Source organism: Mesorhizobium sp. P2_F8, from assembly GCF_056403655.1.
This window is the reverse complement of sequence record NZ_JBFUFB010000032.1, coordinates 1-24,369: the sequence shown is the minus strand read 5'-3', so window position 1 is coordinate 24,369 and position 24,369 is coordinate 1. Positions and strand designations below refer to the sequence as shown.

Below are 24,369 nucleotides of genomic sequence, written 5' to 3'. Positions count from 1 at the left end.
TGGAATGGGCTGCCAGAGCCGGTGACGCGCATCCTGCACGTTCTTCTCGACCTGTCCCTTCTCCCAGCCGGACGCGGGATTGCAGAACTCAGGCTCGAAGAGATAGTGGCTGGCCATTGCCATGAAGCGGACATTGACGTCGCGCTCCTTGCCRCGSCCGACCTTRTCGATCGCTGTCCGCATATTGTCGTAGATGCCGCGCCGGGGAACGCCGCCAAAGACACGGAAAGCGTGATTGTGCGCGTCGAACAGCATCTCGTGCGTCTGCAACAGATAGGCCCGGACGATAAAGGCTCGGCTGTAGCTGAGCTTCGTATGAGCCACCTGCAACTTGGTGCGTTCATTGCCGATGATCGCCCAGTCTTCCGACCAGTCGAACTGGAATGCTTCCCCCGGATCGAACGCAAGCGGCACGAATGTCCCGCGCCCTGTCGTCTGTAATTCCCTCTGCAGATCCGCCTTCCACTCCCGAGCAAAAGCAGCAACACGACCATAGGAACCTTCATAGCCAAGGCTGAGCAGGTCGGCATGCAACTGCTTCATCGTGCGTTTCTGTTTGCGGTTCTTTTTGGCTTCCGTCCTCAGCCAGGCCGACAATCGGTCAGTAAACGGATCAAGTTTGCTCGGCCGCTCCGGAACCTTGAACTTCGGCTCCACCCCATCCACACGCAGGTATTTGCGCACGGTATTCCGCGACAGGCCGGTCCTACGGCTAATCTCACGGATCGATAGATGCTCTCGAAAATGCCAGCGTCGGATCACGCTCAGTAATGCCATGTCGATCACTCCGTAGCCCCCGCTGAAAAACGCAGGGCAAGGTTCAAACATGGGTCAATTCTCGATGGAAATATCCTGTGTTGCCGGGTCAGTTCTCAGTGGCAATCAACACTAAGCGCGCTCCCGCAGCGAGCTTGTTGTCCAGATCGGATTCCAGTTTTGCCTGGGCTTCATCGTGCAGGTCCAGCGTGTGCCTTAGGTCGCCGGCCTTCTTCTTTTCGTCGAAAGCCAACCGTTCGGCGTCGTGCCGAAGCGATTCCTTGAAGAAGCGTCATTACCAAGCTCCGACCCGCAAAAGGCGGCTGCGAGATATGGTCGACTAAGCCGGAACGGCGTATAATTCGCCAGCCGGCGAACCCCAACCCCGCGCCGGTTAGGCCCGGTGGTCGCCACCCACCCCCCGCCCTTGGCCGCTGGGCCGCTAGTAGTTTGCGAAGAAACGGCCGGTGACGAGGTTATAAGCAGCACCGGCCATCGCGAGAAAAGCCCTGCTAGCGCCGGCCCTAAAGACCCACGTCCGCACGGCCACCGTAAGATTAGCGACCTCTTGACGAGTCTTAAGCGTAATCGCCTATGCTTAGCGGAATGCATTTGAGCGGCGTCATGTCCTACACAGTTGGTACACCACGAACGCCGTTCTGGGGACGACGCCCTTCAAGGACGAAGAGGGCCAAAAAGCCACGTCGCTGCCAAGTTCTCGGCTCGCCATGGTACGGGACCAGATGGCGCGGGCCTGGGCGGATGTTTGCCCCCCAGCCTTGCGACGGAGCCGGCAGCGGCATCCGAAGCAATAAATCAACTTTTCAAGACCGCCAATGTTCCAATGTTCCCTCAAGGGCCGCCGTAGGATTCTGACGAAAAAGCCCGCCGCAAAGGGCACAGCGGCGGGCCTTTTGACACAGGCCTGGCCGGTCGGAATATGCGCTTGGGTGATCCGGCCGATGCAATAAACGACAGCTCCGGAAAATTGTTCCGTCGACCATCCGTTATATTAGCACCTCTGGACGAAGTCGGGGACCGCTACAGATGCCGACTTCGTCAGCCGTGTCGACCCTCTTAGGAGGGTCCGCATGCGATCCGCGATTAAGCAAGGTCGCACGCGGCAAGAGATCGGGCAGTGATTAACAGGACCTTGGCGATGTGATGCAGTGGTGAAAAATCGGATTTGGCCAGCAGCCCAGCGATCGCGGCAAAGCTGACAAATGCCTGTCGCGCCTGTTCGGGCGTCATCTGCCCCGGCAATCGCGGCGTTGCACTTCTCACCGCGCCCAGTCGACACCATGCGATTAGAGCTACACCGTTCTTGCAACCAGCTTGCAACCCGCTTGCAATCTAGATGCGAATTGAAATGGATATAAGCATTTTGCGTACTCCCTGCCTTTACTCTACCTGCGATGACCTCCGCGCGCCTTAAGAGCGTCGCATCGTATATCGCAGACATATCGCGCGCTGATCCACAATCATCCTTCGCCGCGCCGCCTTGAATCCCGAACGTCGCTAATCCCGAACGTCGCTGGCGTGCCCCTGCGAGCCGCCGACGGAAGACATCTGATGGAATCGGCAATTCAGATCTCATCCAGATCGAGTGGCTGGAAACGAATGCCTATCTGCCCGTCCGGATGATCGGTGAGGAAAGCGCCACGGACGGGAGCGCTTAGGTTGGGCTTCCGACATGCGATTGCGGAAGCCCAACCCGGCCGGCGTTTAGAGTCAACCTCAAGGGCGCCGCCGGCCACAATCAATCAACTCGAAGGCGGGGAACAGGCCCCAATTCAGCCGCCCATCTTCTTCGCCATTGTGCAGAAATCTGCGTGCGACTTGTTGAGCGTGGTATCGCCGCAGTCCTTCAACACCGCCTTCTGTTCGTCGGGTTTCATTGCCATCCATGTGGCCTTGAAATCCTTTTCCGTCTTCAAAGTTTTCATGCCGGCATCGGTGAAGAACGGCGACATCTTTGCCGGGTCGTCGAGTGCGGATGTACTGCCAGCAAGAGCCGAACCAGTCATCATCGCAAGCGCCATAGCGCCCATCGTGAGCATCTTGATGTTCATTGTTTCCTCCGTCGTTAGGTCATCCAACGTGACCTTCCGGAAAAACGTCATGAGCTGAACTCGGTTCCCAGCGCCTACTGGCTTCTTTGAAATTGAACATCGCTTCGGGAGGGCGTGATAAAAAGGACGTTTCCCATTGCTTTCCAGGGAGGCTGCGATGGATAACGTGACGTCGAATGGCACAGGTTTGCCCTTGCGTAGAGGTAGTCGAAGCCTGCGGAGAATGGTTCGTCCGCGTAGTCGACTCCGACGAAGAACTTACCGATCACCAGCTTGAGAGAACCGTCTCCATCTCGACCGTCTCGACCTGCTGCGCGAAGCGCTGGTGATAGACGGTCAGCAGTGCATCATGTGTCGCGTCAGAAGAGCTGCACAGCGCGTCGGTGACGAGAACCACCCGATAGCCGAAATCGATCCCGCCGAGCACCGTGGCCAGAACACACACGTCGGTTTCCCCGCCTGTGATGACCAGCGTGTCGACGTTCTGTTGCATCAGATAGGCTCTTAGGTGACCCTCGAGCCAAGGCGAGTAGATATGCTTGTCGATCGTCGTCGCCGGCGGACAATATCCGGCGAGCGTCGGCAACAGTTCGACCATTTCGGGACCTATGTTTTCGATCGTCATCGAGGCCCACCGCTCATAATAACGTTTCCATGTGCCGGTGCCTTGTCCCGGCTTCCGGGCAGGTAGGAAGCGCGTGAAAACCGTCTGCGTCGCGCGCCTTGCGACAAGACGCTCTATCTGGGGGAGAACACGACTGATCCAGGGCGTGGCCCATGGTGATGGTTCGGCAAACAGCCGCTGCATGTCCACACAGACATGCATGCATCGGTCGCCTAGCGGGCCATATACCAGTCCATGCATCGACATGCAGATGGAACTTCGGCACGCTGCGAATGTTCCGATCCTTCGGCGGCGCGCCGACTGACCGCTCGGGGCCGTTTCCTCGCGGTCAAGACCCGTCCCACCTGTTGCCTGAATGGCCTTCTGCCATTTCAGCCTCCGTTAGTTGGCGCTAGCACCTGAGTTGGCCACCAAGCGAATCGGGCGAGCATTCGTTCTTGGAGACACAGATAACCCGGCGCCGAACGCACCTTACCCAACAAACTTGAGGCGGTCAGTGCTTCACTTTTGGCGTGATCCACCGCCCCTTGTTGCAGGCCCAGCCATGCGTGAGGTCCCGACACTCGGACGATCCAACTCCTTCGGCTTAAAGGATGCAAGCTGTGGGCGAGAAATCATTGTCAACTGCGAACCGTCTTCGGGTTGGCGCACAAGGCGCGCGTCTACCGCTTCGCTTCACACTCGGGACCGACCAGAAATCTGACCTCGTCGATCGCCAGGGATCCCTAACGAACACGGCGTGCTTCGTGGGAACCGTCGGGCCGATACCAAGTTCTATGACATCGGGCTCGGCAGGCTGATCGGTAACCTGGACAATTCCGGAACGTTCTCGAATCCTCTTGCGTCCGACGGATATCGCGGCCCAAGCCCCGCACGCGAACGCGCCGATAGGGGTGAGAAAGATCAGGTCTCGCATATGCAAACGAGGCAGAAATGACATCGAAGATAAGATCGGCCTCCACCAAACCGTACGGCGGACCTATGTGTGTCAGTTGCGCCTGGGCAAAACCCTCCCAGCCGCATCCGCTCGAACTCTGCGAAAACGGAGCGAAGGCGACCCCTTGGGAAATCACGTCCCTACGGGCCGACCCCGCATTCTTCGCCAAACACACGCTGAGCGAACTGGAGCTCTGGCCAGATCACAACCTGGAGGATCAGGGCCGTTTGAAAGCTGTGCCCGAGACCGCTGCTGTGGAAGTGGGATGGCGCAAACTGCGTCTGAGCGTGCAGATTGCGACGAAGCTCAACCGCAGTCACGTTTTCCATGGCGAGATCGCCTACCTCCTCCCCTGCCTCGGCCGTATCGAACTCGATCAGCAAGCGACAGGTCCACAGGCCGTGTCGATCGAGAGCTCCATTGTCCCAATCCACGGCTCGCGCGGCAACACGAACCCCGCCAGCCCAGCACTCTTGTCGCAGCCTGCGATTGTTGCCGGCATCGCCAAGGCCACGCTGGGCAAAACGAAGGTTCCATGGGATGCCTGGGTGGGCAACTATGCGGAGATCCGAGACGCCATCGAGGGGACGTACCCTGAAACCTTTAAGGATTTCAACGAGCGGCTTTTCAAGCCGGGAGGGTTTGCCCGACCGCTGCCGGCGCGCGAACGCAAATGGGTAATGCAAAGCGGAAAAGCCAATTTCATTACACCAGATAGGCTTTTTCCGGAATTGTCCACGTCGCAGAATGCCGACGTTCTTCATCTCGCGACGCTTCGCTCCAACGATCAGTTCAACACTTCCATCTATGGCTACAGTGACCGTTTTCGTGGAGTGAACGGCATGCGCAACATCGTATTCCTTAACCCAGAGGATATTGCCCGCCTAGGATTCGCTGACGGCGAAATTGTTGATCTGACAACAGCGATCGATGAGGCTACCGCGCGCACGGTCACGGGATTGAGAGTCGTTTCCTACAACATTCCAGAGGGGTGCTGCGGGGCGTATTTTCCCGAAACCAACCCGCTCTTCCCCCTGGCTCACCACGACCCGAAGTCGAAGACGCCGTCATACAAGCTTTTGCCAGTCCGCCTTAGCCGATCGCACTTAACTCATGATTGATGCCATGGGGGCAGAGAACCGCTTGACAGAAAGGACCTTCGGAAACCCGAAGTCGGCGCTGATGGCTGGCGCGCTTCTGCTGCTCGTCGGTGTGGGCGGCCTGCTCGGCTTGTTGCGGCAGCCGAGAGAACTTCGCCTCGATCCGCCGGTTGCTGCCGACCTCGACCGGTTCCGCCTCATGCACAACGGCATCAGCGGAACACCACCCGAGAGTTATTTCGCGGGCGGCAAGCCTTATGAAACGGACGCTTACAATCTGAGCCAAGGCAAGCGTCTTTATGCCTGGTTTGGCTGCCCAGCATGCCACGGCGACGGTCGTGGCGGTGTTGGGCCGAGTTTCCTTGACGGCTGGTGGCTTTACGGGCCTGAGATGGTTTCCCTAGCCGCTTCCATCCGGGACGGCCGCCCGCACGGCATGCCTGCCTTTCGTGACAGGATGACGATCGAGCAGATATGGCAACTCGCAGGATATCTTCAGACGATCGGTTCCTACACGCCGAAGATAGCCGCGCCCAGCCGCAACGATGACAAACACACCCGCCCGGCCGAGAATCGCGGTCCGGCGATAATTCTCTTCAACGAAGGGCCGGTCAATGTCCACCCAGACCAGGGACCTTCGCCATGAGAAAGGTCCACGCCCTTCTTCCGGCGATCATTGCCGTGGCGTCGGGCTGCAGTGGCAATCAGTCGGCGCTCGATCCGCGCGGTGGCCCTGCCATCCATCTCGAACACCTGATCATCGCAACAGTCATCCTCTGTACTGTAGTCTGGATCCTGGCAATGGTCATGCTTGGCCTGGCACTCGCGCGGGGCCGCCGCGCGGCCGCGGACAGCGCGAAGTCCGAGGCACRGCTCACAATGACAGTGATTGCCGCGGTCGCTGCCAGCGTAGTCATCATCGCCGGTCTGACGATCGCAAGTTTCTATACTACCCGGAATATCGGCGTCCCGGAAAATGCCGCCCTTACGATCACGGTCAAGGGACAGCAATGGTGGTGGCAGGTCTTCTATGCCGGTACCGACGCAAAGCCCGGCTTTCAGACTGCCAACGAAATTCACATCCCCGTCGGTGCGGATGTTCACCTCCTGCTCGAGAGCGCCGATGTCATCCATTCGTTTTGGGTGCCTAGCCTCGCCGGAAAGCAGGATCTTGTTCCGGGCCGGTCCAACAGTTTGCTGCTGCGCGCCGAAAAGTCCGGCGTTTATCGGGGTCAATGCGCCGAGTTCTGCGGCCTGCAGCATAGCCATATGGCGATCATGGTAATCGCAGAGGCGCCGGCGGACTACGAACGTTGGGCGGCGTCGCAGCGAGATGACGCGATGAAGCCAATTGATCCCGACGCGGCGGCAGGGAAGGCAGCTTTCCTGGCTAAGCCGTGCGCTGCCTGCCATACGGTCCGGGGTACATCGGCCAACGGCACGACGGGGCCGGACCTTACACACATCGGCGGCCGTCAGACTATCGCCGCCGGGCTGCAGGAAACCACGCGCGGCTCACTGGCGGCCTGGATTGCCGATCCGCAGACGCTCAAGCCTGGAAACAACATGCCGATAGTCGCGCTGACCAGCATCGAGCTCCAGAATATCTCCGCTTACATGGAGAGCCTGAAATGACGCGCGAAGATGACCGCGGCGTCCGTGACACGGCATTCGGCGAAGCCGAGCTAGACCGGCGCCTCGCGGTAACGTGGGCAACACGGCCAGGCCTGTGGGGTGGCCTTTCGACGGTCGATCATAAGATCATAGGCCGGCGCTATATTACCACGGCGTTTGTCTTCCTGGCGCTTGGCGGGTTGCTGTCGTTGCTGATGCGGTTGCAATTGGCACGACCCGAAGCCCGCTTCATAGGGCCCGATCGTTACAACCAGATTTTTACTATGCACGGCACGAACATGATGTTCCTCTTTGCCGTGCCCGTCATGCAGGCGATGGCCGTCTACCTCGTACCTTTGATGGTGGGGACACGGAGCATCGCTTTCCCGCGCCTCAACGCGTTCTCCTACTGGATGTATCTCGCCGGCGGTTTGCTGTTGTGGATCGCCTTTGTGCTGGATACGGGACCGGATGTCGGTTGGTTCGCCTATGTCCCGCTCTCCGGTCCCCAATATGCGGCCGGGAAGCGAGCCGACATCTGGGCACAGATGATAACCTTCACCGAAGTCTCCGCGCTCGCCGTCGCCGTCGAGATCGTAGTTACCGTCTTCAAGCAACGCGCGCCAGGAATGTCCCTGGACAGGATCCCCTTGTTCGTCTGGTCGATGCTGGTCACGTCGTTTCTTGTCATCCTGGCGATGCCGGCGATCATGATCGCGAGCACCGCCCTTATCCTCGACCGGCTTGTCGAAACACATTTCTTCAATCCGGCCGCAGGCGGCGACGTCCTGCTGTGGCAGCACCTGTTCTGGTTCTTCGGCCACCCGGAAGTCTACATCATTTTTCTGCCGGCAGTCGGGATGGTGTCGACCGTCGTCGCGACGTTCACCCGTCGACCAGTGTTCGGCTATCTGGCGATGGTGATGGCGTTAATCGCTACGGGTATCCTGGCGTTTGGACTATGGGTCCATCATATGTTTGTGGCCGGCCTTCCCCGGCTTGGAGAAAGCTTCTTCACGGCCTCGAGCATGGCGATCGCGGTCCCGGCGGGATTGCAGATATTTTGCTGGCTGGCGACGATGTGGGCAGGCAGGCCGACCTTCAAGACGCCGTTCTTGTTCGTCATCGGCTTCATGGTCATATTCGTCATTGGCGGCCTCACCGGCGTGATGGTGGCGTCCGTCCCGTTCGACACACAAGTCCACGACACCTATTTCGTGGTCGCGCACTTTCACTATGTCCTGATCGGTGGCGCTGTGTTTCCTCTGCTCGGCGCGATCTATTATTGGTTTCCCAAGGTGACGGGCCGGATGATGAGCGAGACACTCGGTCGCTGGGTGTTCGGTCTGATCTTTGCCGGCTTCAACCTGACCTTTTTTCCCATGCATATTCTCGGGCTGCGCGGTATGCCGCGCCGCATCTACACCTACCAGCCCGAGATGCCATGGTCCGGCCTGAACATGTTCATCAGCCTAAGCGCCATCATACTTGCCGCCGGCTTCCTTTTGTTTTTCGTCGACGCCATACGCAGTGCCCGGTCAGGTACCGTTGCGCCATCCAATCCGTGGGAGGCCTCGACGCTGGAGTGGACGACCTCGTCGCCGCCGCCGCCATACAACTTCGCCCGGCTGCCGGTGGTCGGCAGCCTCGAGCCCCTGTCTGACGACCCAAAGTCGCTAGCCGTCGTTTCGGGCCTGCGCGTCGACCGTCGTGAACTGGTGGTCAGCAGCGTCGTCGAAGCGCGTCCGGAAGCGCGGGAATCGTCGTCCGGGGACTCGATCTGGCCACTATGGGCAGCACTTGCCACCTCCGCGACGCTGATCTGGTCGATATTCACCCCATGGGCGGTTGTGTGGGGCTCGCTACCAGTCGCGATCGCACTCATTGGCTGGTTCTGGCCAAAGGGCACGTCGGAAGACGAGTCATGAAGAAAAGCGTCGCTCTCGACCTAACGGAACTTCCGCCCCATGGCCTCGGCACGGCGAGTGTTTCCTGGTGGGGAACACTCGCGTTCATGCTCATTGAAGGGACGGGCTTCGCTCTTTCGATCGTCGTCTATCTCTATCTCATGAGTCTGGCACAGCACTGGCCCCTGGATGCCCCACCACCTGATCTGCTCGCCGGAACGACCCTGACGGCTCTTCTGGTGGCGAGTCTTGTCCCCAACATCCTCCTCGCCCGCTGGGCGCGAGCCCAGGATTTGTTGAAGGTTCGTATCGGCCTGATTGTCATGTCACTGCTCGGCCTAGTACCGCTGATCCTGCGCGCGTTCGAGTTTCCGGCAATGCATATCAAGTGGGATCAGAACGCCTACGGGTCGATCGTGTGGGTGATGCTCGGCCTGCACACCACGCATATCGTGACTGATCTGGTCGAGACGCTGGTGCTGACCTGCCTCATGTTTTCACGCCATGGCGACAACGGGCGCCGTTACGGGGACGTCAGCGACAACGCGATGTACTGGAACTTCGTGGTGGCGACTTGGTTGCCCATGTATGCCTGCCTGTATTGGGTCCCACGCCTATGACCAACGTCAAGCTTCGATACGCCGGACTCCTTATACCGCCTGTGACCTGGGCGCTCAGCACTCAGCTTGGACAAATCACGCCCTACATCGATTGCCGCCAGACTGTTTCCTGGACGGCGGCCTCTTCCGGCATACTTCTCGTCGTCTCGATTGCAAGCCTCGCTACAGCATGGGCCACTTCAGCGGGATTGGCCAAGCCAGCCCGGTTTATCTTTGATACAGGTTTTCTGATCGCACTGGCGTTTGTCTTTGCGCTGTCGTTGCAGGGGGCGGCCACTATGCTGCTTGACCCATGCCAGCGCTGATCGGTGCCACGATTTCTTTCATGATCGCCACCCCGGCAATGGCGCACTGGGATGAGGCCCATGGTTCTGGAATTCCATGGACATTTGATCCTTGGATCGTCGTGCCTCTTGCAATGCTTGCCGCGCTGTACGGCATTGGCACCGTGAAACTGGGCTGGCGAAGCAGACGGAGCTTGCTCATCCGTGCCTTGCTGTACTGGGGCGGCATACTAACCCTGGCGGGTGCACTGATTTCGCCGCTTCACTGGCTTGGAGAGCACCTTTTTACCTTTCATATGATCGAGCATGAGATCGTCATGGCTATCTCGGCCCCCTTGATCGTGCTCGCGCGTCCGGTTGGTATCCTGCTGTGGGGATTGGCCGGACGAGCCCGTCACATCGCTGGGTCACTGATGCGTTCACCCCTGATACGCGGGACATGGGACTGGTGCACGAGCGCCACAAACGCCACCATCATCCATGGCGTCGCCATCTGGGCCTGGCACATGCCGGGGCTGTTCGATGCGGCCTTGACCAACACGGCCCTGCATCGCCTTCAGCATCTCAGCTTCTTTGCGACAGCGATATTGTTCTGGTGGGCGATTGTCTGGCGAAGCGATTACGGCGCCTCAGCCTGGCACCTGTTCGCGACCATGATCCATACCGGCGTTCTTGGCGCCTTGATGGCGCTCGCGCCACGCGTGCTTTATCTCGCGCAGACCCAGGCCGCGAAGGCTTGGGGATTGACGCCCTTGGAAGACCAGCAATTGGCCGGCATGATCATGTGGGTGCCAGCTGGCACGATCTATGCGGCAGCGGCAATGACCATGCTGGCGCTTTGGATTCGTGGCTCAAGCGAAAGTAGGCCGCAAAATGCCTGATCTGCTTGCGTCTCCCGCTGGCCGCGCCACCTTGACGGCTGTTCTTCTTCTGGCGGCATCGGCCGCTTTTGTCACGGCCAACATCACGCGCGACAACCTCACCCGGGTGACCCTAGCCAAAACGATGACCGGCGGCGATCCAGAACGCGCTCCAGAAATCTTTCGCCGCTACGGCTGCTCCGGTTGTCACACCATCGCCGGCATACCGGGCGCGGACGGCCAGACCGGTCCCCCGCTCACCGGACTGTCAAAGCGTGTGTATATTGCGGGCGTGCTGGAAAACAATTCCGACAACCTAATCGCATGGATTGTTTCGCCCCGGACCTTCTCCCCACAGACGGCGATGCCGGCAACTCGCATCTCGCAACAGGAAGCCAAAGACCTTGCCGCGTATCTCTACGCCCAATGACCTCTGATGTGCTGTGACGTCAGGACAAGAACTTCGCATTTTTCCTGGAATCGCTTCAAGGATGTGGCGTGGCAATCGGTGCGAGACCTTTGATATAACGTGCGATGGCCTGGCGGTCGCTGTCAGGCAGCATTGCCGTATTGGCCACGACATCGGCCATGGAAGATCCCACGCGACCGTGGTCGGGAGTCTCGCCCGTTTTGAGCATCGTGGCGATGTCATTCTCGGTCCATCCGCGCAACTTGTCCTGGGTGATGTTTGGCACAAATCCCGTACCTTGCGGATCGATACCACCGGCAAAGCGAATGTCCGGTTTGATTGCGCCAAAAGCGTTGCGGGTGGAATGGCACTCGGAGCAGTGTGCGACGGTCTCGACGAGATAGGCACCGCGATCATGCACGGGGTCTCCGTCGAGATGCGCAGAGGTTGAGCCTTCGCGAAAGAACATCATTTTCCAAATCCCGACCGACCCCCTTATGCTGAACAGGATCGCGGGACTATGCGGCGGCGCACGTCCCGCTACCTTGGGAAGCGTCTTGAGATAGGCACTAAGATCCCTAATGTCCCCGGCCGTCATACCCGTAAAGCTCGTAAAGGGAAAAGCGGGATAGTAATGTTCATGCCTTGGCGAAACGCCGCCGATGAGCGCATTTGCCAGGTCGGTGACGCTCCATGCGCCGATACCATCGACGGGATCGGGGGAAATGTTGGGAGGCCGAAAGGTCCCGAATGGTGAAGCGARCGCCATACCACCGCCAAGCCTCAGCCGGTCGGGCTGTCCAGGTGTAGCATGACATGAACCGCAATCTCCGGCATTGAAGACGATCTCACCATGCGCGACATCGCCCGGGCCTTCAATTTGCCGATCCGCAAACGGAGGCGTCGCCTCGGTCATGTACCACGAGACCGCGCCACCCCCGGCTGCACACAGCAAAACGCCAAGAGCAAGTTTCCACACAGTGCGCGCCCTGACCTTCCGCAAGCTGTCAGGCGACTGCCGCTCGCGCTTGCTTTGACCTCCGGCCTTCATAAAAGAAAGTTGCTCTAGAGTGCATCGCAACCGAGGTCGGAGTGGATCGGAAATGTCCAGCTTGTCCCAGGGAATGCGGTACAGGCAATCGCGATGGCGCAGGCGAAAGAAGTCCAGCATCGTTATGCCTATCGCCGAGGCAGAGAGCCGCTCGAAAGCAGCGAAAATGCCGACGTGGAATTCGGTGACGACAATATCGTCACCGTGACGCTCCGCGACTATCTCTTCTATGCGACCGACGCTTTTGCCGCGCAGCGAAAGCACCCGCCGGCCGGCAAGATGTTCGAGGTTGACGGTGCCCATCGTCAAGCTCCCGGGATGCGGCCGATGACGCGGTCGCGCAGCCAGTCCTGCCAATCGAAGATCGCGGTCCTACGCACGTCAATGTCGACTTCGATGTCGACGCCGATATCGCGCACCTTTTCCCACGCTATACGGTGCGGCTCGGCATGGCGCTCGCCGCCAAGCGTTGCCGCAAGCCATGTCATCCAGCGTCCCGGTCGTGTACCAAGGCGGCGCGCCAGCGTGATCGACCCGAGCTCGACTGCGACGATCCTGGGCGGCACGTCTGCCCTCACCTCGGCGACCAATCCGTCGACCTTACCGATCTTAACCTGCTTACGGTCAACGACCTGTTTGTCCAGCAGATCGCGCAGCAAATCCATCACGAACCTCCGAACAGTTGCAAGGGAATGCTGACAACGGCAAGGACGAAACCGAGCGCGATGATGAAGATCACCGCGGCGTTGGAAACCATGCCGTTGCGATGCTCGCCGACATAACGCTCGTCATTGAGCAGGAAAAGGAAGGGCACCACGGTCAGCGGCAGGCTGGCCGCCGTCACCGCCATGGAGAAGATGGTTAGCTTCAGCGGGTCGAGGCCGAGCCCGATCGGGATCGCGGCAAGCAGTAACGACAGCGTATACACACCACAGAAGGCGGGATCATCGCGCGGTTTTAGGTCCTCGCCCCAATTCCATCCGAAGCCTTGCGCTACGAGATATGCCTGCTGCAGCCCGATTTCGAGTGCGGCACCGAAGCAGGCTATCGCGAGCGAGGCAACGAACAGGACAAACCCCCAAAAACCAAATATCGGGGTCAGCATCAGCGGCAGTTGGTGGTAATCGTTGACTTGGTTTATGCCGTGCGCGCCGAGTACCAGCGCGGCCACGATCAGCACGCTGACCGAGATCGTGYCACCGAAACTCATGCCCATCCCCGCAATGGCGCGATTGGTGCCGAGATAGGTTTTGTCCCAGTGATCCTCTACGGCGCCCGAAGAATAGAACATAAAGAGGTAGGGTGATATCGACGCGCCCAGAATACTGACGGTCATGAACCAGTAGTTCGCCGCGTCATACTCCGGCAGACTGGGCATCGCCCCAGCGGCAACCTGTCCCCAATCCGGTTTCAACATCACCGCCGCGACCACGAAGCAGAGTGTGACAAGACCAAGGATCGCCACGCCCTTCTCGATGAATCCGAAAGTTCCTTTCCATAGAAACAGCCACGCCAGGAACGCTACTGGCAGCGCCCACCATTGAAAGCCGATCCCAGTCGCAAGTTCCGCCGCGATGGCAACGCCGCCGATCTCGGCCGACATCACCATGAGGTTGACCAGTAAGGTGACCAACAACGGCCACAGGAAGGCATTGAAGCCAAACCTCTCGCGGATTCCGTCGGCGATCGTATGGCCGCTGACGGCGGCGAATCGACCGGCCATCTCGACAAGAAAGATGATGCAGATCGTGCCAAGGAGGATTGCCCAGATCAGCCGGAAGCCGAAAGTCGCGCCAGCTTGCGCGGCCGTCGCCATCGACCCGACCTCGAGGAAGCCGCCAACGCTGGTCACGATACCAAGCGAGATTTCAAGCAGCTTTTTCATGATTTCGGCGGGGAATATTGGGCATCGGCGGCGGCGAGATCGGTCGCAGCCGTCCGAAGTTCCTGCAGCGCTTGGGTCACCTGCCGGGGGTTGCCAGCCACCACCCCTGCTTGGACGTGCGTTGCCGCAGCCGACAGCCGACCTATTGCCGCGATCACATCGTGCCTCTCGGGAGATTCAGGAGAATCCTCGGACTGCATCTGCCGACTTGCCTTAGCAAGCGTTTCGGCTGTCGATTCCAATGTGGCCGATGTATATTGTGAAGGGACGGCGCCGGCGGCCCACGCGTCGACGACCATGGCTGCCGTCTGCGACGCCGACGTCGCGATCTTTGATTGGTGCTCGATGGACTCCGAAGACGAGCACGCGGCCAAAGCAAGCATGGTCGCCAACAGGGATGAGCGGCAAAGCGGACAGACTTCGTTCTTAATAATGGCTAGCATTGGCTGCATGGTGCCGACGTCGTTCCGTCCGACGTGTATCTGAAGATGATCAGAGGCATCAGAGACCCCGGACTGTGGATTTCGCTTTCCTAGGAAAGCGGATCACATCTTTAGGCAAGCGCTGATTTGACATCCGGCAAGGATTGGGACCGGCCTGCTCTCCACTGAGTGGCCCACGGGACTGCAACTTCCCAACGGTTGGCCCCGACAAAGCGGCCCGTTGTCTGAAAAGACGCAGAAGTTCGGGGTGAAGTCCGTCATTTCGGAGAGAGGCCACGTCGTGAAGAAATGCGAAGAGGTCCATTGCATGTCCTTCCCACGCTGACACCAACCTCGTGTGATAGCCGAGGCCTATTGCATTGGCCTCATTTGTCCCTCTCAGTGAAGTAAAGTTGCTGGGGCCGGAAGGTTCCGCCGCTCTCGCAAATTTGCCTGCCAGGCCAATCAGATGACGCTTGTTAATCCGCAGGCACGGACCGCGTCCGCGTGAAGGTCGCTGACCTCATTTTTGCTTCTTTCAGGGCGGCGCGTTTTCATGATGCTCCGCAAGCCATCACGATAAGACCTTGGGAACTATCGACCTTGCTCCGCTGCTCTGACCCTCCCAAAGAGAGTCAAAATGTCGCGCTGCTGAGCAAGCACGGAGGTAGATGAAAATGCGGGCTCCCTCACATAGTTGATCGACGCGACCGCCATCATCAGACCTTCAAGCCAAAGATTGTCGACCTTTCATGGCCTGGAACTCTTTACGTGGTCGGATGGGTTCTGCCCGTCTGACTGGTGGGTCTTGTCGTCCACCTCATTGACGGGGCGCGTCAGTCCAGCGCCATTCTTGGGCTTCTTGTTTCCGGCCGCGTCCTGAGAGAAAGCATCCGAAGGGTCGGCGCCGGTCTTTGCCGGATATTTTGTTGCCCCGGTTTCGCGACGGTTTTCGTTGTCAGACATGCCTTTGTGCTCCGTGTGATCAACGGTAACCGCTCCCGGCAGTGCTAGTTCCGCTCGAGATGGAACATTCCCCAGGGCGGGTCGTTGGCCAGCTATTGTCAGGGAGCCGGAGAGAGCCGGCTCCAAGATAGAACGTAAAGGCCTGAACGGCAGCGGCGAGGATCAATCGCCACCCAACCCTAAGACGGCAGGTGCGTCTCCTAAGAACAAAATCCCTCTGGCAGAACCTTTCCCTGCCAGACAAAGCCATGCGCGGCCGGTGGCACACCTCATCCGACCGACAGACCGGGAGAATAACCAACGAACTTCCTGTCCCTAACTCTGACGAAGAACCGTGATCCACCAAAGCGAGCATTGCGATGAGCGGTGATCAGGTGCGCAGCGGTGAGTGCCCCGATGGCGAATGCCTCATGTTTTCAATATCTGGGCGAACGTACACTGTTCCGGAGCCTTGTCAGGGCGCCACCGCATGAACTTGGTACCGTGCCGGAAGCGGTCGCCGGTGACGTGATCGAACCGGACTTCCACTACCAGTCGGGGCGTCAATGGCTCCCAATCTCCGCTCCTCTCCGTGCTCCAACGGCTCGGTCCGCCCGGCGCTTTGCCGCTAAAGCCCGGAGGCGAACGCAAGGCTTCGAGTTGTTGGGTCAGCTCTGATCGATCCTCCTGCGCGATGGTCGACGTAAATCCCACATGGTCGAGCTTGCCCTGGTCGTTGTAGAGCCCAAGCAACAACGAACCGACCTCGCGCGCGTTCGCCAGATAGCGGAAGCCACCGACCACGCAATCAGCTGTGCGCAGCCGTTTGACCTTGACCATGGCGCGCTCGCCGGGCCGATATTCGTCGTCGAGAAGCTTGGCGACAACGCCGTCCGTTGATCCGCGACCGGATTCGCCAAGCCACTTCGTTGCCGTCGCCAAATCCCGAGTACAACGCGACAATTCAAGATCGGTATGTCCCGCTGACTTTACGAACGCATCCAGCACCTGGCGCCGCGCAGACAGCGGATGATGCATCAGGCTGGCATCCGGACTGGCCAGCATATCAAACAGGATCAGCTTGGCCGGGGTTTCAGCCGACAGTTTCCGGATCCTGCTTTCCGCTGGATGCAATCGCATCTGGAGCGCGTCGAAAGAAAGTGAGCCATCGACTTCGATAACGATCTCGCCATCGACGACGAATTCCCTGGCTTTCAGCTCACGCAACATCGAGACGACTTCCGGAAAATATCTGCCGAGCGGCTTGCCGGATTTTGCTCGCAACTCCACCGTATCTCTGGCTTTGAAGGCCAGGCAACGGAACCCATCCCATTTAGGTTCGTACTGCCATTGGTTAGCGCTATCAGGCAGTTTGTCTGCAGCCTTTGCCTCCATTGGTTTCGTGTCCAATGGGACGGCAAATGACGGTTTTTCCCCTTCAGATGTCATGCGGCGAGCTTTGCAGAACCCAGCCGTTTGATGGCGCTGCTGATCGACCTTTCGCCATCGTCGTAGTCGGCCCAGGCGACGGTCTTCTTCAACAGGCTCGGAACGGTTCGGACCGTGTATTTTTTTGGGTCGAGATCCGCCTTCACCTGGCCCCATGTCAGCGGCATGGAGACAGTCGCTCCTTCCCTAGCACGCGGTGACAGCGGAGCGACGGCCGTCGCCATGCGATCATTGCGGAGGTAATCGAGAAAGATCCGAGACGTCCGCAGCTTCTTGGCCATGTTGATGAGGTAGAGGTCCGGCAGGTCCGCCGCCATTTGCATGCACACCGCCTTCGCGAAGGCCTTGGCCTCTGGCCAGGTCGTTTTGTTGCGCTGGGCGGCCAATGGGGTGACTACGTGCAGGCCCTTGCCGCCCGTCGTCTTGCAAAAGCTCACCAATCCCAGATCTTCAAGACGATCGCGCATTTCCTTCGCTGCGGCTACTACCTCGGCAAAGGAGACTTCGGGACCAGGGTCTAGGTCGAAGACAAGTCGCCCGGGTTTCTCGGGATTGCCCGGCTGGCAATTCCAGGGATGCAATTCCAGGCCGCCAATCTGGGCGATCGCAGCCAGGCCTTCAACGCGGTCGATCTGCAGATACGGCTTGTGGTCGCCGAAGACTTTCACCAGTTCCAGCAGATTGGATGTGCCTGGCATTGCGTGGCGCTGGAAGAACTGCTCGCCGGCGTAGCCATTAGGGGCTCGGACAAGCGAACAGGGGCGACCCTTGAGATGTTTGATCATCCAGGGGCCAATGGCCTCAAAGTACTCTGCAAGATCGAGCTTGGTGACCGGCTGACCACCGTCGCCGGCATTCGGCCACAGCGGCTTGTCAGGCTTGGAAATGATGACGCCCAGGACGACCGGGCTTTTCGCACTCCGGGCAGTTGCCTTGCCGGGTTCGGCAATCTGCGTCTCTTGAGGATCGGCGGGTCGCTCGGCCTCAACCTCTTTCGCGGGCTTGTCTTCGCGCAAGCCCTTGAAGGCGGCCTGCCTGACATTGCCGCCGCCCGTCCAGCCGGCGAATTCGATTTCCGCAACCAGTTCGGGCTTTGTCCAAAAGACGGTTGCATCCTTTTTTGGCGCGCCATCGCCAGTGAAAGGCGACTTGACCGCCTGCATCTCCTTGAGCCTTGGCAGCAGTTGCTTGACCTTTGCCTCGCTGTATCCGGTTCCAACACGGCCGATGTAAGCGAAATGCTTGCCCCGATTGACGCCGACCAGCAGCGATCGGAATTTGCCATTGGTGGTGGCCCAGCCGCCGATGACGACCTCATGTCCGGCGCGGCATTTCGATTTTGCCCAGGTGTCGGTCCTGCCCGAGACATAGGCTGCATGAGCCTTTTTGGAGATAATGCCTTCAAGCGACAGACGACAGGCGGACCGCAGCACTGCATCGCCGCCATTGGTGAAGTGCTCGACATAGCGGATAAGGTTTTCCTCGCCGCGATCGACCTTACCGAGCATCGCGCTCAGCTGCTCCTTACGTTCCAAGAGAGGCAGCGTTCGCAGATCAACGCCGTAGGCGAATAACAGATCAAAGGCAAAGAAGATGAGATCGTTTGTTCGGCGCTCGGATAATGCAGCTTGCAGAGCGGCAAAATCGGGGGCGCCATTCTCGCCGAGCGCGACAATCTCGCCATCGATGATGACATCGGGAAGGCTGCCCGCCTCCTTTGCGATGGCGCCAAATTTGTCCGTCCAATTCAGGCCTTTTCTTGTCTTCAATGTGATGGCGTTATCCTCGACGCGCAGCTGGACTCGGTAGCCGTCGAACTTGATTTCATGCACCCAATTCGCTCCGGCCGGCGGCCGGGAGAGCGTCTGGCACAGCTGCGGTGCGATGAAGTCGGGCATTTTCGTCCCCGACGCACGAGAAGCTCGTTTGGGGCGCGGAGATGGCTTTGACGCTTTGATGGCGCGTTCGTCAGCAGCATGGCCGCGATTGCTGTCCCACACGGCGTCCGCATCGGCCGCCGATGACCCTTGCATCATGAACGGCTTCGGTCCGGCTCCTTTGCCCGCAGCAATCTTATCCATGCTCCGCCCGGAAGCGATAGATCGGTCCTGTGCCAGCACCGCGTCGCCATTGCCGTCCACCGCGTATTTGTCGCGATGCTTGATCAGCAGCCAGTTGGTGCGTTTGCCTCCATTGCGATCGTGCTTCATGCGCACAAGGACAAAACTTCCGTGCAGGCGCTTCCCGTCGAGCGTGAACTTAAGATCGCCTTTTTCCAAAGCCTGTCCAGCTGACATAGAGCCTTCCGGCTCCCAGTATCCCCGGTCCCACAGCTGCACGGTGCCGCCGCCATATTGGCCCTTGGGGATGGTGCCTTCGAAGTCGCCATAGTCTAGCGGATGGTCTTCCACCTCGACTGCGAGACGTTTGTCGTGAGGATCCAGCGACGGTCCCTTCGTAACGGCCCACGACTTGAACACACCATCAAGCTCAAGACGAAGATCGTAGTGCAGCCGCGTGGCCGCGTGCTTCTGAATGACAAATCGAAGCCGGTTAAATTTCGCGATCGTGCTTTCGCCGCTGGGTTCTTCCGTCTTGGTGAAATCCCGCTTCGCCCTATAGGTGGAAAGCTCGCCTTTTGTCATGGGAAATGCCCCGGCTGATGACGCAACACGAGTCTCAACGCCGCGGACGAGATTTGGTTCGGCCAACGCTGGAATCGGACAGCAGCAAAAGCTTCGACTTAACAATTGCGATCCCCCCATCTCGAACAGCGAGTTCCGCGTCGGTACTGAGCAGCCCAGTGGAGATCAAACCTTCGCAATGCCGGTAGGTCCGTGCCCGGCTCGCGTGGGGACTTGCATTAGCTCCAGGGAATGGAACCAGATGTCCCGTGCCGCGTCATAGAAGCAGTTCTTATCGTGCAGCTGCAGGAGTGACATCGATGATCAGGCCCGTTCTTGTCGCAGCCGCCGTGCTGGCCCTCGCATGCGGCAGGACAGAAGCGGCGAAGTTGGACCGAGCCGCCGTCAACAATGCCCAATTCGACGACGGCGAAGCGAAGGGCGTCAATCCGATCGTACTGAAGGCGCAAATCCTTTTGGATCGCGCGCGGTTTTCGCCGGGCTTGATCGACGGCCGCGGAGCAGAGAACTTCGAGAAGGCGATCCGGGCATTTCAGGCGGCGAACGGATTGCCCTCCGATGGCAAGCTCACACGGGAGACTTGGAACAAGCTCGCCGCAACATCTTCAAACCCGGCCCTTGTGACCTACGAGCTGACGCGCAAGGATGTGCGTGGACCGTTTACCAAGCGAATTCCGGCTCGCATGGAAAGAATGGCTCGCCTCCCTAGGCTTGGCTATCACAATGCGCTGGAAAAGATGGCTGAGCGCTTCCATACCAGCGAACAGCTGCTCGAAAGGCTCAATCCCGGCATTGGCTTCAGGGTGGCCGGCGCAAAGTTGCTGGTGCCAGCTGTCGACCGAGGCGATCCTCCCGCGGCTATTGGCAGAGTGGAGGTCGACAAGAGCGCTCGCCAGGTTCGCCTGCTCGACCCTTCCGACAAAGTGCTTGCAGTGTACCCCGCTTCGATCGGGAGCCAAGAGAAGCCGGCGCCGAGCGGCCACGCAGAAGTCAAACGCGTGGTGCACAACCCGACCTATCATTACGATCCTGACTTCGCCTTCAAGGGGGTTAAGACCAACCGCCCATTCACCATAGCTGCCGGGCCAAATAATCCGGTGGGATCGGTGTGGATCGATTTGTCCATCGAAAGCTACGGCATTCACGGTACTCCCGAGCCAGGCAAGATTGGAAAGACCTTCTCACATGGTTGCATCAGACTGACCAATTGGGATGCTGAAGACCTCGCCTCTGAGGTGCAAAAGGGCACAAAGGTTATCTTCAAAGATGAAATGGTGGAGTCGGTCAACGAGGAATTCCAGTAGCCGCGCCGCTACGTGAACTTGGAGAAGAGACTACTTCGATGGTGTTCTTCATTGTCAGCGCCGCCGCGACAAATCTAGGCTTTACCACTGCGCCTCCGGCCGCACCGGTGGACGCGCAGGCGATCGCCGATCACTTCTCCTCAATACAATCCATGTCTGGGGACTTCGTTCAGTCCGGCCCGAAGGCGGAACGGACAAGTGGCAGGTTGTTTCTCCAACGGCCGGGCAAAATCCGATTCAACTATGCCGGCCAATCGGGGATCAGCGTAATCGCCAACGGCAAATCGGTAGTCGTTCATAATAAGAAACTTAAAACCTCGCGGCTTTATTCACTCTCGAAGACGCCACTCAAGCTAAGCCACTACTCTACAATAGGATCGATCTGTCTGGCGGCCGTCACAAAAGCATCAGAAAAGAAGGCGATCTGATAATCATTAAAATATCCGACAAATCATCTTTCGGGAATAATTCGAATATTTCTATGATAGAGATAAGAAAAAGATCGACTTACGCAAGTGGAATCTTATCTCGAAAAGGGTTTGACCAAGTAACAATCTTCAACGTGAAGCATAGCCTTCGCGTTGCTGAGGGAAACCTTAACTATCGACTACGCGGCAAACCGGGAGAACAACCCCTCAACGAAGTCGCGTTGAATTTGGTGGTTCGATACTTCTCGCCCGATACCGCTGGACACAGCCAGGATCGAAATTTGTCCCAATCCGCTGTGCTTGAACGAGAGGTTTCTTGGCTTCCGCGCCGTCCTTCTGGCGAGATTCGATCGCAAAGCTCATTGAGCTTCGTATCAGATTTCTTGAACGCGGCGCCGGCGCACGCGTTTAGGGYGGCCTATCGCATCGACACCAGACTTGTACTTGGATCCGTCCCCTGGTCGCAGCGGTCCGCCCCGCGCCACTTTAGCCAATTTGAACGGAGCCATCCGGTCGTGCCCACGTTAAGGCGGAAAGGGTAATGTCATGGGTTCGGAAGCCATCAAACGAAAAGCACTTGGGCCCGATCAGCGCCGTGAGCGACGTAGGCTGCGCAGAGAGAGGCAGCGAATTGAAAACGTTGGGCGTGCCGACAAGATGCATTCCGCCCGATTGGCCGGGGCAATAGCAAAGCGTGATACCGAGTCGTGTTTGCAGGCATCTGCCTATGTCGGGTGCTCGGGATGGTTTTACTGGAAATGGCGGGGACAGTTTTATCCGACGGATCTGCCCACAAGCGAGTGGTTCAATCACTACGCGAAACGATTCGATACTGTCGAAATTAACGCATCCTTTTATTCATGGCCAACCGTCACAAATGTAAAAAGCTGGCTTCGGCAACCCGCAAAAAGCAGTTTCGTCTATACGGTAAAGGTCTGTGAGCTGATTACCCACATCAAGAGGTTCGAGGGAACCAAAACCCTCGTAATGGATTTTGGAATAATAGCCGATATCCTCGGTGAGAGAATGGGCTGCTTTCTATTCCAGCTCCCGCCCAGTTACCATTTCACAAAGGCAAGACTGCACGACATTCTCGGCCAACTCGACCCGGCCCGGCGCAATGTGGTGGAGTTTCGTCACGCCAGTTGGTGGAACGAGACAGTATACTCGGCCTTTCGGAAGACAGGCACAATCTTTTGCTCATGCAGTGGCCCTCGTCTTCCGGATGTCCTGGTGCGTACAGCGGAGGATGTCTACCTGCGGCTCCACGGTCCCGAGCGCTGGTACCGGCATGATTACACCAGAGACGAGCTAAGCGGATGGGCTGACAAGATCCGCTCCAGTGGAGCAAGAAGAGCTTGGGTTTATTTCAACAACGACTACGAGGGCTTTGCGCCAGAGAATGCCCTGTCGATGCGGCGCTTGCTGGAGGAATGACCCTCAGACCATGTACGGCCTATCGGCACCATGGCCACGTAGCTTCCGTCGCGATCTCCGACACCAACTGTTCACCCCTCAGGCACAGCAGGCACCTCATATTGCGGACGCGCGCGTTTGGGATTTAGATACGTCGCCCTTCGAATCCCGGCACCCGTATGGAAATCCTTGCTGGCAAAGACGTCGCTGACGAAAATGCCCAAGCTGACGGTCAGCACGTCGCCCGACTTTGCCGCCAAGTGGCTGGTAAACCGCCTAGGCTAGTTTACCGTGACGCCAGAAACGGTCAGAGCGGCTACCGATCATTGAATGGGCGGATCGCTGCTACCCTCAGAGCAGCCGAAAAAGTCGCTCACTGTCGCCATTATCGCCAGGAAGGCGGCGGAGTATCTTGCAAAACCAAAAGCCTGCGCCGCCACAAGCTTTGCGCCATGCAAATGCTGATTGACAAATTCGGAGGCTACTTCCTGGACTTCGCCCGACGTTTTCCCGAACAGCTTACGTTCTGTTGCGGTTGCATCAAAAGACCGGCCAATCACATGGCCAATCAACAACCCTCCAACTGAACCAGCGAGCATCTTGGTCCGAGCAGCATTGGTGACGGCCTGTCGCGAGGGTTGCACCTTCGGAATGGGCTCACCGCCCCGGCCTTTCCGTCCCACGTGTGTTTCGCTCGCCCAAGGGAATCCATTGGGTTTCGTCGGCGGTGTGCGGCCGTCAGCGCTTCTTCTGCCCGCATCAAATACCGCCACCGCGCCAAGTGCTAACGCAGCCACCGCGCCACCGTTTTCTTTGATGGCATCTGAGACGCCACCCACGACCCCGGCAACTTTGTCCTTGGCCAACCGCGTGGTCACGTCGACCAAATGCCTGGGCTGCACGCGGCGGCTTATTTCACTGACCGGCCCGAACAGGGCCTGACGTTCGACCCGGCTCTGCGCCATAATCACGCCGAGATCATCGTTGCGTGGTGCCATAGCGGATCCCCTGCTTCAATGCTGCCAGATCGCTGCGCACCTGGTTTACGGTCTCAATAGGAGTGATGGTCCATCCGATAAGCGCCCGCTTCGCCAGGTAAAGGGAAAGCAAGCCGCCGGCAAACAAGACGACGCCAACAATCAGGCAGGCCAATATGGCGCTGATGCCAAGATGGATGATCACCAGGATCAGGAATTGGACCATGGCGAACGACGCCAGAATAAACAGGGCAACGGCCGCTATCCCACAGGCGCCGGACGAGACGATTGTCGACGTCTTACTCTTCATTTCCGCCTTAAGCAGGCGCACATCCAACCGCATCAACGAGGCGAATTTTTCAAGCGCCTCGTTGACGATGCTGCTGAATGGCCGGCGATCGATACCATCATCCATTTTGCAAGCCTCTCAGGAACGATCCGAGCTGCGCATGATGCGGGTAAGCATCACGCCGGCGAGGATCCCCACCCCAAAGAACGCTGCAGGTTGGCGCTGCGCGAATTTCGTAACGGAGTCGAGTAGTTCGCCGACGTTTCGATCTCGGAGGTCGGTGGAGATTCGTTCCACACCTTCGGCCGCACTGCGCACCATGCTCGCGACCTGAGGCGATTGTTTTTCGATCCCGTCAGCGGCCTCCTTAACGG

Annotated in this window: 24 protein-coding genes and 3 pseudogenes; 11 read left to right on the top strand and 16 right to left on the bottom strand. The window is 58.6% G+C overall.

Annotation, left to right across the window (positions count from 1 at the left end):
* From istA to AC1DZP_RS34085, 5 genes are all read right to left on the bottom strand, one after another.
* Nucleotides 1-777 (bottom strand): IS21 family transposase (gene istA / locus AC1DZP_RS34105; protein WP_477308516.1); only part of this gene is annotated, 777 nt, incomplete at its 3' end.
* 88 nt (nt 778-865) lie between these two features.
* On the bottom strand, nt 866-1,009 hold the full coding sequence (locus tag AC1DZP_RS34100; RefSeq protein WP_477308510.1) for a hypothetical protein: 144 nt from the start codon (nt 1,007-1,009) through the stop codon (nt 866-868).
* A gap of 851 nt (nt 1,010-1,860) precedes the next feature.
* Nucleotides 1,861-2,007: a hypothetical protein gene (locus tag AC1DZP_RS34095; protein WP_477308508.1), complete on the bottom strand. Its 147-nt coding sequence runs from the start codon at nt 2,005-2,007 to the stop codon at nt 1,861-1,863.
* A 542-nt stretch (nt 2,008-2,549) separates the two neighbouring features.
* A complete protein-coding gene (locus tag AC1DZP_RS34090; protein WP_477308514.1) occupies nt 2,550-2,828 on the bottom strand; it encodes a hypothetical protein in 279 nt (92 codons plus the stop codon).
* 265 nt (nt 2,829-3,093) lie between these two features.
* The gene (locus AC1DZP_RS34085; protein ID WP_477308506.1) at nt 3,094-3,699 is read right to left on the bottom strand and encodes a cysteine hydrolase family protein; all 606 of its coding nucleotides are present in this window, start codon (nt 3,697-3,699) and stop codon (nt 3,094-3,096) included.
* Between the two features lie 918 nt (nt 3,700-4,617).
* Between AC1DZP_RS34085 and AC1DZP_RS34080 the strand changes: the two are divergent.
* The 8 genes and pseudogenes from AC1DZP_RS34080 to AC1DZP_RS34045 form a co-directional block, all read left to right on the top strand.
* A pseudogene (locus AC1DZP_RS34080) lies at nt 4,618-5,511 on the top strand (molybdopterin dinucleotide binding domain-containing protein); the annotation flags it as partial.
* Nucleotides 5,512-5,572: 61 nt separating this feature from the next.
* Nucleotides 5,573-6,136 carry a c-type cytochrome gene (locus AC1DZP_RS34075; protein WP_477291415.1) on the top strand — a complete coding sequence of 188 codons (564 nt, stop codon included), beginning with the start codon at nt 5,573-5,575 and terminating at the stop codon, nt 6,134-6,136.
* The gene (gene coxB / locus AC1DZP_RS34070) at nt 6,133-7,125 is read left to right on the top strand and encodes a cytochrome c oxidase subunit II (protein WP_477308504.1); all 993 of its coding nucleotides are present in this window, start codon (nt 6,133-6,135) and stop codon (nt 7,123-7,125) included. Before AC1DZP_RS34075 ends, coxB begins: the two co-directional genes overlap by 4 nt.
* On the top strand, nt 7,122-9,032 hold the full coding sequence (ctaD, locus tag AC1DZP_RS34065; protein WP_477308502.1) for a cytochrome c oxidase subunit I: 1,911 nt from the start codon (nt 7,122-7,124) through the stop codon (nt 9,030-9,032). The genes coxB and ctaD overlap by 4 nt, the downstream gene beginning before the upstream one ends.
* Nucleotides 9,029-9,631, top strand: coding sequence for a cytochrome c oxidase subunit 3 (locus AC1DZP_RS34060; RefSeq protein WP_457154212.1), 603 nt, complete (start codon nt 9,029-9,031; stop codon nt 9,629-9,631). Before ctaD ends, AC1DZP_RS34060 begins: the two co-directional genes overlap by 4 nt.
* Entirely contained in the window at nt 9,628-9,936 is a 309-nt protein-coding gene (locus AC1DZP_RS34055) for a hypothetical protein (RefSeq protein ID WP_477308500.1), read from the top strand. Before AC1DZP_RS34060 ends, AC1DZP_RS34055 begins: the two co-directional genes overlap by 4 nt.
* Entirely contained in the window at nt 9,924-10,796 is an 873-nt protein-coding gene (locus AC1DZP_RS34050; RefSeq protein ID WP_477308498.1) for a cytochrome c oxidase assembly protein, read from the top strand. The genes AC1DZP_RS34055 and AC1DZP_RS34050 overlap by 13 nt, the downstream gene beginning before the upstream one ends.
* Complete coding sequence (locus tag AC1DZP_RS34045; RefSeq protein WP_477308496.1) at nt 10,789-11,205, top strand: c-type cytochrome; 417 nt, start codon at nt 10,789-10,791, stop codon at nt 11,203-11,205. The genes AC1DZP_RS34050 and AC1DZP_RS34045 overlap by 8 nt, the downstream gene beginning before the upstream one ends.
* 55 nt (nt 11,206-11,260) lie before the next feature.
* Here AC1DZP_RS34045 and AC1DZP_RS34040 read toward each other — a convergent pair whose 3' ends face one another.
* From AC1DZP_RS34040 to ligD, 7 genes are all read right to left on the bottom strand, one after another.
* Nucleotides 11,261-12,538, bottom strand: coding sequence for a c-type cytochrome (locus AC1DZP_RS34040; protein ID WP_477308494.1), 1,278 nt, complete (start codon nt 12,536-12,538; stop codon nt 11,261-11,263).
* A 2-nt stretch (nt 12,539-12,540) separates the two neighbouring features.
* On the bottom strand, nt 12,541-12,900 hold the full coding sequence (locus AC1DZP_RS34035) for a hypothetical protein (protein WP_477308492.1): 360 nt from the start codon (nt 12,898-12,900) through the stop codon (nt 12,541-12,543).
* The gene (locus AC1DZP_RS34030) at nt 12,900-14,120 is read right to left on the bottom strand and encodes an Nramp family divalent metal transporter (protein ID WP_477308490.1); all 1,221 of its coding nucleotides are present in this window, start codon (nt 14,118-14,120) and stop codon (nt 12,900-12,902) included. Before AC1DZP_RS34030 ends, AC1DZP_RS34035 begins: the two co-directional genes overlap by 1 nt.
* The gene (locus AC1DZP_RS34025) at nt 14,117-14,572 is read right to left on the bottom strand and encodes a hypothetical protein (RefSeq protein ID WP_477308488.1); all 456 of its coding nucleotides are present in this window, start codon (nt 14,570-14,572) and stop codon (nt 14,117-14,119) included. Before AC1DZP_RS34025 ends, AC1DZP_RS34030 begins: the two co-directional genes overlap by 4 nt.
* 720 nt (nt 14,573-15,292) lie before the next feature.
* A complete protein-coding gene (locus AC1DZP_RS34020) occupies nt 15,293-15,508 on the bottom strand; it encodes a hypothetical protein (RefSeq protein WP_184873603.1) in 216 nt (71 codons plus the stop codon).
* 408 nt (nt 15,509-15,916) lie between these two features.
* Nucleotides 15,917-16,936 (bottom strand): ATP-dependent DNA ligase, encoded by a 1,020-nt coding sequence (locus AC1DZP_RS34015; RefSeq protein WP_477308486.1) that lies wholly within the window; start codon nt 16,934-16,936, stop codon nt 15,917-15,919.
* A complete protein-coding gene (gene ligD, locus AC1DZP_RS34010) occupies nt 16,933-19,581 on the bottom strand; it encodes a DNA ligase D (RefSeq protein WP_477308512.1) in 2,649 nt (882 codons plus the stop codon). Before ligD ends, AC1DZP_RS34015 begins: the two co-directional genes overlap by 4 nt.
* A 299-nt stretch (nt 19,582-19,880) precedes the next feature.
* On the opposite strand from ligD, the gene AC1DZP_RS34005 reads away from it, so the two are divergent.
* Complete coding sequence (locus tag AC1DZP_RS34005; protein ID WP_477308484.1) at nt 19,881-20,885, top strand: L,D-transpeptidase family protein; 1,005 nt, start codon at nt 19,881-19,883, stop codon at nt 20,883-20,885.
* 38 nt (nt 20,886-20,923) lie between these two features.
* Nucleotides 20,924-21,313 carry a LolA family protein gene (locus tag AC1DZP_RS34000; protein ID WP_477308482.1) on the top strand — a complete coding sequence of 130 codons (390 nt, stop codon included), beginning with the start codon at nt 20,924-20,926 and terminating at the stop codon, nt 21,311-21,313.
* Between the two features lie 172 nt (nt 21,314-21,485).
* Here the strand turns inward: AC1DZP_RS34000 and AC1DZP_RS33995 are convergent.
* Nucleotides 21,486-21,713 (bottom strand): annotated as a pseudogene (locus AC1DZP_RS33995) (hypothetical protein); the annotation flags it as partial.
* Between the two features lie 146 nt (nt 21,714-21,859).
* Here AC1DZP_RS33995 and AC1DZP_RS33990 point away from each other — a divergent pair.
* Nucleotides 21,860-22,750, top strand: coding sequence for a DUF72 domain-containing protein (locus AC1DZP_RS33990; protein WP_477308480.1), 891 nt, complete (start codon nt 21,860-21,862; stop codon nt 22,748-22,750).
* A 302-nt stretch (nt 22,751-23,052) separates the two neighbouring features.
* Here AC1DZP_RS33990 and AC1DZP_RS33985 read toward each other — a convergent pair whose 3' ends face one another.
* The 3 genes and pseudogenes from AC1DZP_RS33985 to AC1DZP_RS33975 all read right to left on the bottom strand — a co-directional run.
* Complete coding sequence (locus tag AC1DZP_RS33985) at nt 23,053-23,727, bottom strand: hypothetical protein (protein WP_477291405.1); 675 nt, start codon at nt 23,725-23,727, stop codon at nt 23,053-23,055.
* On the bottom strand, nt 23,708-24,121 hold the full coding sequence (locus tag AC1DZP_RS33980; protein WP_477291407.1) for a phage holin family protein: 414 nt from the start codon (nt 24,119-24,121) through the stop codon (nt 23,708-23,710). Before AC1DZP_RS33980 ends, AC1DZP_RS33985 begins: the two co-directional genes overlap by 20 nt.
* A 12-nt stretch (nt 24,122-24,133) precedes the next feature.
* A pseudogene (locus tag AC1DZP_RS33975) lies at nt 24,134-24,369 on the bottom strand (hypothetical protein); the annotation flags it as partial.

Coding starts and splice junctions, on each gene's coding strand:
- AC1DZP_RS34095 (WP_477308508.1), bottom strand. CDS start 2,007: ATGACGCCCGAACAGGCGCGACAGGCATTTGTCAGCTTTGCCGCGATC.
- AC1DZP_RS34090 (WP_477308514.1), bottom strand. CDS start 2,828: ATGAACATCAAGATGCTCACGATGGGCGCTATGGCGCTTGCGATGATG.
- AC1DZP_RS34085 (WP_477308506.1), bottom strand. CDS start 3,699: ATGTCGATGCATGGACTGGTATATGGCCCGCTAGGCGACCGATGCATG.
- AC1DZP_RS34075 (WP_477291415.1), top strand. CDS start 5,573: ATGGCTGGCGCGCTTCTGCTGCTCGTCGGTGTGGGCGGCCTGCTCGGC.
- ctaD (WP_477308502.1), top strand. CDS start 7,122: ATGACGCGCGAAGATGACCGCGGCGTCCGTGACACGGCATTCGGCGAA.
- AC1DZP_RS34060 (WP_457154212.1), top strand. CDS start 9,029: ATGAAGAAAAGCGTCGCTCTCGACCTAACGGAACTTCCGCCCCATGGC.
- AC1DZP_RS34055 (WP_477308500.1), top strand. CDS start 9,628: ATGACCAACGTCAAGCTTCGATACGCCGGACTCCTTATACCGCCTGTG.
- AC1DZP_RS34050 (WP_477308498.1), top strand. CDS start 9,924: ATGCCAGCGCTGATCGGTGCCACGATTTCTTTCATGATCGCCACCCCG.
- AC1DZP_RS34045 (WP_477308496.1), top strand. CDS start 10,789: ATGCCTGATCTGCTTGCGTCTCCCGCTGGCCGCGCCACCTTGACGGCT.
- AC1DZP_RS34035 (WP_477308492.1), bottom strand. CDS start 12,900: ATGGATTTGCTGCGCGATCTGCTGGACAAACAGGTCGTTGACCGTAAG.
- AC1DZP_RS34025 (WP_477308488.1), bottom strand. CDS start 14,572: ATGCAGCCAATGCTAGCCATTATTAAGAACGAAGTCTGTCCGCTTTGC.
- AC1DZP_RS34020 (WP_184873603.1), bottom strand. CDS start 15,508: ATGTCTGACAACGAAAACCGTCGCGAAACCGGGGCAACAAAATATCCG.
- AC1DZP_RS34015 (WP_477308486.1), bottom strand. CDS start 16,936: ATGACATCTGAAGGGGAAAAACCGTCATTTGCCGTCCCATTGGACACG.
- ligD (WP_477308512.1), bottom strand. CDS start 19,581: ATGACAAAAGGCGAGCTTTCCACCTATAGGGCGAAGCGGGATTTCACC.
- AC1DZP_RS34005 (WP_477308484.1), top strand. CDS start 19,881: ATGATCAGGCCCGTTCTTGTCGCAGCCGCCGTGCTGGCCCTCGCATGC.
- AC1DZP_RS34000 (WP_477308482.1), top strand. CDS start 20,924: ATGGTGTTCTTCATTGTCAGCGCCGCCGCGACAAATCTAGGCTTTACC.
- AC1DZP_RS33990 (WP_477308480.1), top strand. CDS start 21,860: ATGGGTTCGGAAGCCATCAAACGAAAAGCACTTGGGCCCGATCAGCGC.
- AC1DZP_RS33985 (WP_477291405.1), bottom strand. CDS start 23,727: ATGGCACCACGCAACGATGATCTCGGCGTGATTATGGCGCAGAGCCGG.
- AC1DZP_RS33980 (WP_477291407.1), bottom strand. CDS start 24,121: ATGGATGATGGTATCGATCGCCGGCCATTCAGCAGCATCGTCAACGAG.